The organism is Methanosarcina baltica, assembly GCF_055394095.1.
On the sequence record NZ_AP042463.1, the window covers coordinates 1,988,184 to 2,002,138 of the forward strand.

Annotated in this window: 12 protein-coding genes; 10 read left to right on the forward strand and 2 right to left on the reverse strand. The window is 44.0% G+C overall.

The genetic code is table 11. The features are described 5' to 3' along the window. Positions 1–20: 20 nt before the first annotated feature. The gene (iscB, locus tag ACZ5QV_RS08590; RefSeq protein WP_464599432.1) at positions 21–839 is read right to left on the reverse strand and encodes an RNA-guided endonuclease IscB; all 819 of its coding nucleotides are present in this window, start codon (positions 837–839) and stop codon (positions 21–23) included. A 360-nt stretch (positions 840–1,199) separates the two neighbouring features. After that, the gene (locus tag ACZ5QV_RS08595) at positions 1,200–1,352 is read right to left on the reverse strand and encodes a hypothetical protein (protein WP_464599433.1); all 153 of its coding nucleotides are present in this window, start codon (positions 1,350–1,352) and stop codon (positions 1,200–1,202) included. 381 nt (positions 1,353–1,733) lie between these two features. Here ACZ5QV_RS08595 and cbiT point away from each other — a divergent pair, with 381 nt between their 5' ends. From cbiT to ACZ5QV_RS08645, 10 genes are all read left to right on the forward strand, one after another. Next, positions 1,734–2,327, forward strand: a complete 594-nt coding sequence (gene cbiT, locus ACZ5QV_RS08600) for a precorrin-6Y C5,15-methyltransferase (decarboxylating) subunit CbiT (RefSeq protein ID WP_464602072.1) — start codon at positions 1,734–1,736, stop codon at positions 2,325–2,327. 345 nt (positions 2,328–2,672) lie between these two features. Next, positions 2,673–3,281 carry a cobalt-factor II C(20)-methyltransferase gene (locus ACZ5QV_RS08605; protein ID WP_464599434.1) on the forward strand — a complete coding sequence of 203 codons (609 nt, stop codon included), beginning with the start codon at positions 2,673–2,675 and terminating at the stop codon, positions 3,279–3,281. 9 nt (positions 3,282–3,290) lie between these two features. Further along, entirely contained in the window at positions 3,291–4,058 is a 768-nt protein-coding gene (gene cobM / locus ACZ5QV_RS08610) for a precorrin-4 C(11)-methyltransferase (RefSeq protein ID WP_464599435.1), read from the forward strand. After that, positions 4,055–4,573 carry a cobalamin biosynthesis protein CbiG gene (locus tag ACZ5QV_RS08615; protein ID WP_464599436.1) on the forward strand — a complete coding sequence of 173 codons (519 nt, stop codon included), beginning with the start codon at positions 4,055–4,057 and terminating at the stop codon, positions 4,571–4,573. Before cobM ends, ACZ5QV_RS08615 begins: the two co-directional genes overlap by 4 nt. A gap of 182 nt (positions 4,574–4,755) precedes the next feature. Beyond that, a complete protein-coding gene (locus ACZ5QV_RS08620; protein ID WP_464599437.1) occupies positions 4,756–5,109 on the forward strand; it encodes a cobalamin biosynthesis protein in 354 nt (117 codons plus the stop codon). After that, the gene (gene cobJ / locus ACZ5QV_RS08625) at positions 5,078–5,878 is read left to right on the forward strand and encodes a precorrin-3B C(17)-methyltransferase (RefSeq protein ID WP_464599438.1); all 801 of its coding nucleotides are present in this window, start codon (positions 5,078–5,080) and stop codon (positions 5,876–5,878) included. The genes ACZ5QV_RS08620 and cobJ overlap by 32 nt, the downstream gene beginning before the upstream one ends. Next, entirely contained in the window at positions 5,868–6,593 is a 726-nt protein-coding gene (locus ACZ5QV_RS08630) for a precorrin-8X methylmutase (protein ID WP_464599439.1), read from the forward strand. The genes cobJ and ACZ5QV_RS08630 overlap by 11 nt, the downstream gene beginning before the upstream one ends. 210 nt (positions 6,594–6,803) lie before the next feature. Beyond that, positions 6,804–8,276 carry an IS66 family transposase gene (gene tnpC, locus ACZ5QV_RS08635; protein WP_464599339.1) on the forward strand — a complete coding sequence of 491 codons (1,473 nt, stop codon included), beginning with the start codon at positions 6,804–6,806 and terminating at the stop codon, positions 8,274–8,276. A gap of 272 nt (positions 8,277–8,548) precedes the next feature. Next, positions 8,549–8,698: a hypothetical protein gene (locus tag ACZ5QV_RS08640; RefSeq protein ID WP_464599440.1), complete on the forward strand. Its 150-nt coding sequence runs from the start codon at positions 8,549–8,551 to the stop codon at positions 8,696–8,698. Positions 8,699–8,848: 150 nt separating this feature from the next. Beyond that, positions 8,849–13,951 (forward strand): S-layer protein domain-containing protein, encoded by a 5,103-nt coding sequence (locus tag ACZ5QV_RS08645; protein ID WP_464599441.1) that lies wholly within the window; start codon positions 8,849–8,851, stop codon positions 13,949–13,951. Positions 13,952–13,955: the final 4 nt, after the last annotated feature.

The following is a 13,955-nucleotide window of genomic DNA, read 5'->3' on the forward strand; positions in this document are numbered from 1 at the left end:
TCAGTAGGATTATTCATTCCTTAGGCCCACACAAACAAAGCCGCTTGATAACGGAAAAACATGCATCTTTGAAAGTAAAGTTTAAGTTGAGATTTAATAATCCCAATTTCAGTTGCATGTTTTGTTTTGGAGAGAGATCCATTGATTTCAAATTTACCTGCATGTAATTCGTCGTGGCAGGTGCGACACAATGTGATAAGATTATCGGGAGTATCTGTACCATGATTTGATCTGAATATAATATGATGACAATCCAGTTTACGGTCTTTTGATTTGCCTTTACAATGCTGACACGTATATCCGTCTCTACTCAGGACGTATGCTTTTACATTATAAAAGTTCTTCATAGGACCATTTTGATATCCAGTTCTAGATATACCAGGATTGGTTATTATGTGAATATCGAATGATGCAAGTTCAACTGCCCATTTTGTTATCGGTAAGATGGACTCAACGAAGTGTTCTTCTCTCAGATGAGATTCGACCTTGCTGCGAATTGACGGAGCTATTCTACCAGATTTCTTGGAGTTATGACGGTTGTTGAATCTTACTGGTCGATACCTGGTTTTTCGGCCTCGGCGGGTACGTCTATAACTGGATCGAGCTTTCATCTTTTTAGAGATGTCATCTCTGATCTCGATTTCAGACTGGTATACTACCTGATTATTGGAAACTGCAGCACAACCGACATGTTTTGATCCCGTATCCATTCCTGCAATAATTGATTGAGTATATTCTTTACTATCGTAAAGTAATTTGATTGTGAACGGAGTGGTTTTCATCACTTTTGCCCTGTTAGTTTTTAACAAAATCCTGGCTTTCGCAGGACTTGTTGGCATAAGGGTTTCCATTCTTGTTCAGTACATATACAAACATTTGTAATTACTCCCAATTTAATAGGATTATGCGTATCTGAACTTGTGGAGTCAAGTTCGGAATTCGTCTTCCTCTCGATCTGATATGGAAAGGTTTTGTATGATGCAAGCACTGTTCCTACCTCTCAGAACTGTTTAACTTACACCCTTAGAGCCTGGAACTGAGACGGCATTCCAGAGTAACTATAATATTCTTTCCTATCGGCTACTGACTATATTAAACTCCCAGTCAGTGATCTGGTCAATCAGGAACTCGCTTTTACAAGCAAGCCCCTTCCTCGATGTTTCTAATCGAAGATTAGAAACTCCTGTTAAACCTACGGTTTAACATGACTCCGTGAGGAGGCAGGGAGGGGTTATTGACATATTGTTTTTATATATGCCGGTATCCGGTATCTGGACATATTCTTTCCCTTCCCTGGCCTTTTTCTTTTTCTCTTTTCTCTTCTCTACTATTTTTTCCTCAATTCTCCGCAATTTTTCTGTACCCTTCCTTTAAAACAGGGCCATCGTAATGTTTGCAGAGGACAGCTTTTTGGAGAGCTGCTTTTCGGAGGGACTTTTCCAGGAGTTTTTCCAGGAGTTTTTCCAGGGGTTTGACTCTATTTTACTTGTTTCAAAGAGCCCGTTCTTCAGAAAGGAGGCCCCCTTGATAATGCGCTTTTTGAGAATAAGTTATATCTAGCACAAGTTACATGTATTTAATTCCACTCAGTCCACTATGTACATTAATATTTAAGGATTTAACGATGCATTTTATATTCAATTCATCCCTAATGTATAATTATAATAAATATAATTATCTATGATGTTTAGCCTGTCACAGGCTATGTTTAGCTTTATTAAACTCATTTGATTATTTGTCGTGAGGAATTTATGTCCGAAAAAGCAACTCTCAACGATAATCCGGAAATTATAGGTGTCAGCGGCGGTCCGACAAAGCCTGAAATCATAGCTGTGTCTCTTTCCAAACTTGACCTCAAAGACGGGGACCATTTTGTGGATATAGGTTGTGGGACCGGGTCCGTGTCCATCGCAGCATCCCGGATTGCCCATTACCTGTCTATTTATGCGATTGATGCCAGGAAGGAAGCCATTGATGCCACGGAAGCGAATTTTAAAAATTATGGCATCAGGAACAGTAAGGTACTCAGTGGTGAGGCCTCTGACCTTCTGAATTCCAATATGTATATTGATGCCGTTGACTGCGCTTTTGTAGGCGGGACAAAGAACATAGGGATTGTGCTTGAGAGGCTTGTGGAAAAGAAAGCAAGGAGCATTGTCGTAAATGCCGTCCGGATCGAAACCGTGGTCAGGACGATAGAAGTGATGAAAAGGCTCGGCATCTTCGATGAAGTTGTCCACCTTCAGGTCTCAAGAAGCGCCCCTATTACAGGCGAGACCATGTTCAAACCTGAAAACCCGGTCTACATTATCGTAGGAAAACCTTAATTTCCGGGTCGGTTCTTGCTGGAAAATATTACTTATATTAATTTCAGAAGTGTCCTTTAAATTTTGTTAAAGGTTGCTGAAATTCATCACATTTAATGTAGTATCGTCGCAGCTAACAGCTAACCGGGTTATTTCGATAAACCAGGTTATTTCTATAATAGATATTAAACGGCTTCTTAAACTTGAGACATTTTCTCAACTTGAGAAGTTCCCTCTACAAATCAGTACATTGTCGAATGTTATGCTGCTTATACCTGAAGAATATCCATCTAATGCATACTTTCGTAAAAAACATATGTCGAGCAATTCCTGCGGGGATTTGCTGAGACACAACGGAGAGATAATATGTTAATCGGAGTAGGACTTGGGCCCGGAGACCCTGAACTTCTGACCCTGAAAGCTGTAAAGATTTTAAAAAACAGTGCTAAAGTGTACGTCCCCGGCCGGCTTGCAAAGGAGCTTGTGGCCCCTTATGCTGAAGCTGAGATCCTTGATTTTCCAATGACAAGAGACCTCGATGCTTTAAACACCCTCTGGAAAGAAAACGCAGATAAACTGGTAGAAGAGTCAAAAAAAGGGGACGTTGCCTTTGGGTTGATCGGAGACCCTAACTTTTTCTCTACCTTTTCCCACCTGAAAAGAGTCATGAGAAAATTCTATCCCGATGTCGAATTTGCAACCGTTCCGGGAATCAGTTCCATAACCTCCTTTGCTGCAAGGACCGATGTCTCGGTAGATACCTCTTTTGAGGTGACCGATGGATCGGAAATCGAGCATAAGATCCACCTTAAAGCCAGGCATCCTAGGAAAATCATGGAGAAACTGGAAGCTGAAGGGTACAAAGAATTCATATTTTCGGAATGGCTTTTCTCGGAAAAGGAAGTAATCATCAAGGAAAAGGAAAAGATCCCGGAAGAAGGGAACTATTTCAGTATCATATACGCTAAAAAATGAGGGTAAAATATGCCAGAGCCAGAAATTGAAAAGGGAGCCCTATCGGGCAGGAAAGTTTATTTCGTGGGTGCAGGCCCCGGAAACCCCAAACTGATTACCGTACTCGGGCGCGAGCTGCTCGAAAAGGCGGACCTTGTGGTCTATACAGGCTCCCTTGTAAACCCCGAGCTTCTGAACTACACAAACGGGGAAACCATTGACAGTTACGGGCTAACCCTCGACGAGACCAACGAACTGCTCGTAAATGCGGTAGACGCAGGAAAATTCGTCGTGCGCCTGCACACCGGAGACCCCTCCCTTTACGGCTCCATTGTCGAGCAGATGGAAGAGCTGAAGAAATACGGGATAGAGGCTGAAAGGGTCCCGGGCGTGTCCTCGGTCTTTGCGGCCTCTGCCGCCCTCAACACCCAGCTTACCCTCAAAGGGGTCTCGGAAACCCTCATCATCACCCGGCCCGCGGGCAACACCCTTGAGGAAGATGAAGACCTCATCTCCGAACTTTCGAAATACAACACGACCATGGCCATCTTCCTTGGCACCCAGAAGATCCAGGAAATCATGGACAAGGTCCGCTGCCCGAAGGACACTCCTGTCGCAGTCGTCTACAAGGCTTCCTGGGAAGACGAAAAGGTCGTTATCGGAACAGTCGAGGACATTGCGGAAAAGGTAAAGGCTGCAGGAATCAAGCGCACGGCCATGATCATCATCGGGGGAGTTGTTGACCCCAAAAACTACAGGAGGTCACACCTATACGGAGTCCCTCAGAAACCGCTGTGATTACCTTTGAGAGAAACAGGGAAGTTGCCTCCCGGATAGTAGAGCTTCTGGAGGGCGACCTCCTCCTTTATGAAAAAGGGATTTTCAAGCAGGCTTTTGAAGAGTACAGGGTGATAGTCGCGGTCTTTGCAACAGGTATAGTTGTCCGGGACATAGCTCCTCTTGTCAAAGACAAATGGTCGGACCCGGCCGTTGTTGTCGTGGACTCGAACCTGAACTTCGCAATTCCCCTTCTCGGAGGCCACCACGGAGCCAACGAGGCCGCAAGAAAAATTGCAGAACTCGGGGCCGTTCCCGTGCTCACCACCGCGACCGAGGTACATGGAAAGCCGTCTGTTGAGGGTATTGCCTCCCGGCTTGGTTGTAATATATTTAACAAAGAGTCCACGGTGGCCGTAAACTGTGCCCTGCTTGACCAGGAGGTCGAGGTGCTGGAAGTAAAGGGCCCGAAAATCGTGGTAGTGGAAGAGGACGTGTCCGTGCTTGTGAAAAAGAAGCAGGGGCCTGATACTTAATCGATATTTTCTTGATACTTAATCGATATTTTCTTGATACTTAATCGATACTTAATCGATACTTAATCGATACTTAATCGGTACTTAATCGATACTTAATCGATACTTAATCGATACTTAATCGATACTTAATCGATACTTAATCGATACTTAATCGATACTTAATCGGATGACGATAACGGATGATAATCGGAATCGGAACTCGCAGGGGCGTGAGTAAGGAAGAGGTGATAGAGGCTATCAGGCAGGCCCTCGAAGAATGTGGGGAAAGCCCGGGAACTGTCACCTCCCTTGCCTCTGCAAAACTCAAGGAAAATGAAGCAGGGCTGCTGGAAGCGGGCAAAGAGCTCGGTCTGCCGATCGAGTTTGTGCCGGATGAAGTCCTGAACAGCTACGACCCGCCTTCGAAATCCCAGGCGAGCCGCTTCGGCCTGAAAGGGGTTTCGGAGCCCGCCGCCCTGGCCCTCTCAAAAGAAAAAAAACTGATCTTCAGGAAGAGAGTATATGGAAGAGTCACAATCGCAATCGCAAAATAAAACGTCCGGTGGAAGACTTTACGTCGTAGGCATTGGCCCGGGCTCTGTTGAGCAGATGACAATCAAGGCGAGGGACGTGGTCCTTAACGCTGATTACGTGCTTGGAAACAGCACCTACCTTGACCAGATAGCAGAGCTTCTGGGCACTCAGGAAATTATCCGGAGTTCCATGGGCAAGGAAGTGGACAGGGCAAGAAAAGCCGTGGAACTTGCAAAGGACGCAAACGTGGTCATGGTTAGCGGTGGAGACACCAACGTCTATGGCATGGCCGGAATCGTCATCGAGGTTGCGGAACACGAGAACCTTGATGTGAACATCGAGGTCCTGCCCGGAGTAACGGCAATCCTCGCCGCGGCAAGTATGCTCGGAGCCCCCGTTGTCACGGACTTTTCAGTGATCAGCTTAAGCGATCTTCTGACCCCATGGGACGTTATTGAAAAGCGCCTGAACCTGGCCGCAGATGCTGATTTCGTAATTGCTCTCTACAACCCCAAAAGCCGGCAGCGCAAGTCCAACTTTGCCAGGGCCATAGAAATTATAAGGAAGTACAAGGCCGATTCCGTGCCTGTGGGCCTTGTAAAGAACGCTCTTCGGGGCAAGGGTGAGGCCCAGATCGTGACCACCCTCGGGGAAGTCATGGAACATGAGGACTGGGTGGACATGAGTACCGTCATTCTTGTAGGCAACGCCGAGACTCGCATCTGGAACTCTTCCAAAAAAGACATCATAATCACTCCAAGGGGGTATCAGCGCAAATATGACTACTGAAAAGAAGGCTGAAGAAAAGGACGCCGAAAACCTGGAAGAGCTTACGGAGCTTACGGTAGACGTGGACCCCGAACTCATAAGCATCTGCAAGGACTCCGGGGCCAGGACCGATGAGGCCAAGGCCATTTACATGAAGAGCCGGACCATGATCCAGGAGCTAATCGGGAACAATACGCCCGAAGACCGCTTCCGCCAGCGCTGTGTGGTTGCCACGGGTGACGTTTCTGTGGCCGATATCATACGCTTTTCCCATGACCCTATCCCCGCAGGCGTCGAGGCCATAAGAAAAGGGGCTCCCATCTTTGTGGATATCAACATGGTCAAAGCCGGGGTCACAAAGAGAGGCCATAATTCTGAGGTCATCTGCGTGCTTGACGAAGACCCGGACTCCGAACTGGCCAACAAATTCAATATCACCCGGACTTCTGCCGGTTACCTGGCGGCCCGGGACAGGCTTGAAGGGAGTATCATTGCAATCGGAAACGCCCCCTCCGCTCTCATCATGGTCTGCAAACTGATCGAAAAAGGAATCAGACCGGCCCTTATCATCGGGATGCCGGTCGGTTTCGTAAACGCGGCCGAATCAAAGGAGCTGGTCAGGAACCTCAAAATCCCGGTTCCTTCGATTTCATGTGTCGGGACCAGAGGCGGAACGCCCATGGCCGTGGCCTGCGTAAATGAGCTTGTAACAATTGCAAACGAAAAGGATGAGTGAGCTTAGCTCACTTTTCCGATTTTCTTTTTTTGTATTCTCTTCAAATCTTGAGGATCGATTCAGGCGTTGACTTCAGGTTTTCTGCTTTGATATTATTTTTTCTTTTTTTTGATGTTTAACTGTAACTATTCAGCCATACTTTGAACAAAGGCAATTTTTCCTCGTTTCGAGGAAAAATTGCATATAAAATAACTCTATCTCTTCAGTATCATGCTTACACGTGAAGAGATTCTTGAAATCTATGAAGAAGGCCCTGAAGCAGTCGTTGCTGTAATTCAGAGACTTGAGACTATCATAGAGAAACAGGCTTCTCAAATTGCTGAACTTGAGGAACGTGTAAGGGTTTTAGAGGCTCGTCTAAATCAAAACAGCCAAAACAGCAGTAAACCTCCTTCTACTGACGTTTTTGTGAATGAAAAACCTAAACCTAAGAGTAGCCGCACAAGAAGTGGGAAAAAACCTGGTGGTCAAAAAGGTCATTCTGGAAGTACTTTCGAAATGGTTGGGGATCCTGACCATATAATATTTCATTCCCCTCACTGCTGTGAAAATTGTGGTCATGATCTTGAAGATACTGAAGTTCGGGACTGTGAACGCAGGCAAGAAGCTGATATTCCTCCTGTGAACATCATATTTACCGAACATCGTGCTGAGTCCAAGAAATGCCCTCACTGTGGGAAAATAAACAAAGGTACTTTTCCAGACTCTATAAAATTCCCTATTCAATATGGACCTCGCCTTTTATCCTCTCTTGTATATTTAAGGAACTTTCAATTGATTCCTTATAAACGGATTTGTGATTTGTCAGAGGACTTTTATGGAATACGTATCAGCCCTGCTACCATAAAAAGAGCTGAAAAGGAATTATTCCAGAAATTGGAACCTTTCGAAAAAGCTGTTTTCGAACATCTACGGGTAGCCTATTCTGTACATTGTGATGAAACAGGAATGAGGGTTTTAGGGACAAAATGGTGGCTCCATGTTGTTTCAAACAGTCTGTGGACATACTATTTTGTACATCCAAAAAGAGGATCAGAGGCAATGAATGCTTTGGGTTTTCTTCCAGAATACAAGGGGGTAGTAGTTCATGATGGTTGGGCATCATACAACAAATATGGATGTGAACATGCTCTCTGCAATGCTCATCTTAAGAGGGACCTCACTGGAGTTGAAGAGAATTTTGAGCAGCAATGGGCTAAAAAAGTAAATGAACTTCTGAGTGAAGTAAAAAAATATACCGACGAATGCAGAGAAATGGAAATTCCAATAGATCCAATAAAAGTCAGGGCATTCGAGGAAATATACGATAAAATAATTAAAGAGGGAATTGAAGAAAATCCACCTCCTGACCTCTCAAAACAGGTTAAAAAAAGAGGAAGACCAGCACAAACAAAAGCAAAGAATCTCCTTGATAGGTTCATAAAATACAAGGATAGGATTCTGAAATTCCTCAATGACCTGAGAGTTCCATTTGATAATAATCAAGCAGAGCGAGACATCAGAATGATGAAGCTACAACAGAAGATTTCGGGAACTTTCCGAAGCATCGAAGGAGCGGTAGCTTTCTGCAGAATTCGGGGATACATATCCACTATTAGAAAGAATAGCTTGAATGTCATGGATGCTATTCGAGCGGCGCTCAATGGAGCGCCGCTATTATCCGATAGTTGCAACATTAGCTGAAACTATGCTTTTTTTATCAGTAGGCTGAATAGTTACGTTTAACTTTTTTATTCTGTATTTCTCCGCCCAATTTCAAATTATTTTTCTAATTTCATTTTATAACTTATCTCGATTTGTTACCTAACTTCCGTATTTTTAGGCGCATATCTGTTTTTCCACAAATTTGTTCTTTCAGATGATTACGGTTTTGGAATTCGAAGCCTTATCTGATGCGCCTACGATTAAGCACCTAATTCAATGTCTAGAGACGTTTATGTGCCTAAAAATGCGGAATGCAGGGATCAATCACAACGGCAGAAATCCAGGAAGCCTTCTACTGCTGGTTGAATGAGGAGGTTGCACATGGAACAGGACCTGAAATCACCACTGAGGCTTCAGGAATTTATTTTCCTGTTTTGAAACCTGAGTTTAATTACATATAACAGAACCAATAACTTACTATTGATCTATGCTGAAATAATCTATTTTTTACTGAGTAAATTGGAAAAGTGATTGTTATGTGGAAAAGAAACAATAAAGGAATTATTTTATCAGCTTTTTTGCTTATTCTGATAATTGGTTCGAGTGCAGGAATGGCAGCTGAACTGTGTTTATATTCAGAAGAGTCATTCCAGGCTACCGTAAACAGTGCTTTCTCAGAGAAAGCACTTTGTTCTATAGATTTTGTTTTTCCTGGCAAACTTGTGGTAAATTCCGATACTCTTGTCGGGGATGAACAAAGTGGGATAGTTACAGGTTCTGCCGGAAATATTCCATTGGCTGATTTTTACAGCGGGGAATTTCCAGAACCTGACCTTCTGGAAAACTTGCGGAATAATCCGTTCAAAAAGGAAGAGGACTCCGGCCTGAAGCGCGGAGAATGCCTGAAATTAGAAGACGGGTATGCCCTTATGGTTTCCGACTTTAGCACTGAGGGGGACAAATCATTTGTCAAACTTCTCAAAAAAGGTGAAGTTCTTGAGGAATACATCCTGGAGGCCGGGAATACATATTATGTCACCGGTGCCATGCCCGGCCAGGCTGTGGGGGACGAATACATTGAGGATTCAGGAACTCGATATTACGCTGTCGGCTCTGGTCTGGTTGTCGGGGACAAATATACTTTGAGGACCGGAGAAAACTTGACATTAAATGACGGGTATGCACTTACGCTGCTTGCAGTTGACAAATACGGGAATGAAGCCCTCTTAAGTCTTTCAAAAAATGGAGTTCCTCTTGACGAAAAAATCGTAGAAGCGGGAGAACATTATTACTACAACAGGTCTGCCAGCGGAGAAAATAAGGTTATTATCGATCTGATGTTAAGTCAGGTATTTTTAGGAGCCGTGGATTCGATTGCCCAAGTTATTTTCGAGGGTCAGTATTCGGATACCGGTACGGTTGATACTAATCCTGTTGTTATCCTCAGGCCCGGGGATGAACTGGAACTTGAAAATGCGTATTCCCTCCGGCTGGAAGATGTGAGTCTCAAAAGTGAAAGCTGCCTCATTAATCTGGAAAAAAATAATGTTTCTGTGGACCGGAGAGTGAGCGTTGAGGGTGAGAGCTACATTTACCAGCGAAAGGATGTCGGCAGTGGAAACATAAAAACCATCCTGGAAGTCCCTTTATCAGATATTTTTAATTCAGATTCTTTGCAGTGCGTGGAGCTGAAAACTGATTATACCATATTCTCTGATGAAAATACCGTTGATATTTCCCCTGTGGTCTTTATGAATTACGGGGATTCCTGGGACCTTGGGGACGGTTATGTGCTGGAAATAAACGAGATTTCCAGAAATACAAGGGCTCTTGCCTCTCTTATGAAAGACAATAAAGTTGTAGATCAGGACGTCCTCGAAGGAGAAAGTGCTTACCAGTACTTCAGAAAAACTTCCGGGGACGGAAGTCTCCGACAAATTCTGGATATCAGTGTAAACAATGTATTCTGTGGAAAAATCACCAACTGTGTTGAATTTTCTTCGGATTATATCCGGAATTCGGACCTCAATACCCTTGCTCTTGATGATAAAATAATCTTGGAAAAGCTGGAGCAACTAGAGCTTGACGAGGGCTATGTCCTGAATCCGGAAACAATCGATTTGAATGGGAACAAGGCTTTATTTTTGCTAACAAAAGATGGTCTCAACCTGGACGAGCAGATCCTGTCCGCAGGCAGCAATTATTATTACATCCGGTCAATAAATGGCTTAAACCTTTCCATCCTTACCTTCAAGCTTGAAAAAGCATTCATGGGGGAGGAAAACAGGCTTGTAATTATAAAAGACCTTGAACAGAATTCGGATCAGGGTCTGGTTCCGGAGTCTTCAATTCAGCCGATAAACAGGGAATCTGCGGAAATCAGAAGCCCGGTTTACAGTGGTCAGGACCTTCAGGCGGTTCTAGATTCAAACGGGGGTTACCTCAGGATAAACGGCAGGAATTTTGCTGACTTCTATTATAATCTGAAGAACGGGGCCGTCGGGGAAGAACTCTATATCCTGCAAGCCGGGGCAGCCAGAGAAATTGCTGTGGAAGGTCTTGTATACATGACGACAGTCCAAAAAAATGATTACGAATATGAAGGCTGGGCTGATGAGCAGTATGACCTGCTGGGATTCCTCGGGGAGCTCTTTGTACCCTTTGCCGGATCTCCCGATAAACTTGCCCCGCTGCTCCTTGACGATGATGAAAAATACATCCTGCAGACCGGGGAAATCCTCGACCTGGGATACGGCTACGGGCTTGAGGCCAAGCAGATCGATGTCGAGGGTGAAAAGATCTGGGTGCAATTTACAAAGGACGGGGAGTTTATGGATGACGCGATCCTTGACACGACAGATCCCGAACACTCGAGTTGGGAAGTGGATCTTGATGATATCGAAGATGAAGATGATGTTGTAGTCTTCAGAGTTCACGTAAACGATATCCTGACGGACGAAGAAATGGGGAAGGGTTTTGCACAAATTCAGGGACTCTGGTTAATCGATTATGATAAAGCTTTCACTTTTGAATGGGACGATGAATTCGGAGTATTTGAAATCGATACTATAGGATATAATTATTTGCAGCTCACCAATCCTCACTCAATACCCCTCTACAAGGACTGGGAACAGGAACTTGCGGGAGACCTGAAGTTCAAAGTTGCCGATGATGATGAACTCAGCTTCTATCTGTGCGAGGAGTACACAGCTCCTGGAACATATGAAGTGGACGGGGAAATTGCCGAAGGGGCTCTGGCCCATCAATGGACTGGCCTGAATTTTGCAGCTCTGCACTATAACCCGGATACGGGTGTCGCCTCCGAAAACCTGGCGGTAAATTCCATTAACGGCAGGCAGGTCCCCGAAGGAAACATGCTGTACTCCACGGCCTCCGTGGAATCTGAGTTTGAATGCGGAGCCTGGGGTTACTATCAGGCTCTCTGGTTTTTGGCAGATGAATACCTCGCAGGCTATACCGGGAATACGGGATTTGTCGGAGAGGACATTGGTTTGATTTCGGAAGGAAAACTCTGTAAAGTGTTACAGAACAATGCTGATGGAAAGTTCCTCTATGCCGGCTCATCCCTCTCCCTTTCCGAAAATTACTCCCTTAATATCGTGGAGCTGGACATAAATGGAAATACTGCCTGGGTTCAGCTTGAAAAGAATGGATCTGTATTAGAGGATGCTTTTATTTCATCGAATGAAGATTACGTCTATGAAACAGACATAAGCACAATTGAAGATGTTCCGTTAATTGCAGTGCATTTTGGAAATATGTCCGATGACGGGGGAATAACAGGAGTGTTTATAGAAGGCGTATTCCAGATCTCGGAATCCTGTATTGAAGTAAAACCAGGAGACACATCTGGCAAAATGCAGATAACTTCGGTTTCCGTGTCCGGGATATCGATGAAAAACCAGGAACCTGTCAACCTGAACAGGGATTCGATTATTCCTATCACCGATAACATCCGGTTCCGGGTAGCCGACTCCGATACACTTCGTTTTTACCCATTCGTATATGTTGAAATCCTTCCGGCTCTGGAAACATACCTTGTAGTTGACGATGACCAGCCTGCAGATTATAGTTCCATACAGGATGCAGTGGATAATGCTGCTCCAGGTGCTACAATCCTCGTTAAGCCGGGTACGTATGTGGAAAACGTGCATGTGGACAAAAGTCTGACGATAAGCTCAGTACCGGGCAGTGAGGATAATACAAATGTACAGGCTGCGACCCAGGACCATGTTTTCCACCTAACTGCAGATAAGGTGAATATCAGAGGTTTCAATATAATAGGACAAAGTGGTAATTGTGGAATCCTGCTTGATGGGGTTAAGAACTGTAATATTGATAAAAATAAACTATCAAACAACGAATTTGGTATTAAACTGTATTATTCCAGCAAGAACAAGCTGACCTATAACGTGGCTTCAAACAATGATTATGGAATATATCTGAAAGATTCTAGCAACAATACGCTGAACAATAACATGGCTTCAAAGAACGATGGTTGCGGCATATATCTTGGATGGTATTCCAGCAACAACACGCTGATCGATAATATGGCTTCAAACAACAACTATGGCATCTATTTGAGTTATTCCAGCAACAACACCATGAGAAACAACATAATGTCAAATAATAAATTCAATTTTCAAGCTCCTATTTACACTGTCAGTGACATCGATACCAGTAATACTGTGGATGGAAAACCGATTTATTATCTGGTCGATATATCAGACATTGTTATAGATTCATCTTCGAATGCAGGGACGATCTACTGCATAAACTGCCAGAACATCTCTTTGAATAATCTTACTTTAAAAAACAATACCTTCGGTGTTTCATTTTATAATACAAGTAACTCAAATGTTAATAATAGCACAGCTGTGAACAATGGTTATGGAATTCATTTTCATTCATCCAGCAACAATACGCTGAACAATAACAAGGTTCATAACAACGTTTTAGGTATCAGTCTGGAAGATTCCAGTAATATCATGCTGAGTAATAACATGGTTAATTCGAACAGTCAGCATGGTATCTTCCTGGGACGTTCCAGCAATATCATGTTGAGCAATAACATGGTCAATTTGAACAGTTATTTTGGTATCAGTCTGGAATATTCCAGTAATAGCATACTGAGCAATAACACGGCTTTGAATAATTCCTGTGGTATTATAATATCTAAATCTATGAATAATACGTGTTCTTACAACACTGTAAGTTCAAATGATTACGGAATTGCTCTGGTCGATACTGGAAACACTTCTATCTACAACAATTATTTTAACAACATAAACAACACTTATTTTGGAGGAATAAACGCCGGCAATGTCTGGAACATCACAAGAACCGGGGGTACAAACATTATAGGAGGTCTTTACATCGGCGGGAATTTCTGGGCAACGCCTAATGGAACAGGTTTCAGCCAGACTCATAACGATTCTGACGGAGACGGTATCTGCGAAGAGGTTTACGACCTCAGAGGAGGTAATATCGATTACCTGCCGCTTATTATGCCTCAGTTTGTTGACTGGGACCCCTGGGACGATTCCGATTCCCCCGGAGGGGAAGCAATCACAACACCGGAAATCCAGGAAGCTGTCTACTGCTGGCTTAATGACGTACATGCACCCGAAACAGGAGCCGAGATCACCACGGTGAGGCTTCAGGAAGTAATTACTCTCTGGCTTGAAAGTTGAGGAT

Coding starts and splice junctions, on each gene's coding strand:
- iscB (WP_464599432.1), bottom strand. CDS start 839: ATGCCAACAAGTCCTGCGAAAGCCAGGATTTTGTTAAAAACTAACAGG.
- ACZ5QV_RS08605 (WP_464599434.1), top strand. CDS start 2,673: ATGTTAATCGGAGTAGGACTTGGGCCCGGAGACCCTGAACTTCTGACC.
- cobM (WP_464599435.1), top strand. CDS start 3,291: ATGCCAGAGCCAGAAATTGAAAAGGGAGCCCTATCGGGCAGGAAAGTT.
- ACZ5QV_RS08620 (WP_464599437.1), top strand. CDS start 4,756: ATGATAATCGGAATCGGAACTCGCAGGGGCGTGAGTAAGGAAGAGGTG.
- cobJ (WP_464599438.1), top strand. CDS start 5,078: ATGGAAGAGTCACAATCGCAATCGCAAAATAAAACGTCCGGTGGAAGA.
- ACZ5QV_RS08630 (WP_464599439.1), top strand. CDS start 5,868: ATGACTACTGAAAAGAAGGCTGAAGAAAAGGACGCCGAAAACCTGGAA.
- tnpC (WP_464599339.1), top strand. CDS start 6,804: ATGCTTACACGTGAAGAGATTCTTGAAATCTATGAAGAAGGCCCTGAA.
- ACZ5QV_RS08640 (WP_464599440.1), top strand. CDS start 8,549: ATGCAGGGATCAATCACAACGGCAGAAATCCAGGAAGCCTTCTACTGC.
- ACZ5QV_RS08645 (WP_464599441.1), top strand. CDS start 8,849: ATGGCAGCTGAACTGTGTTTATATTCAGAAGAGTCATTCCAGGCTACC.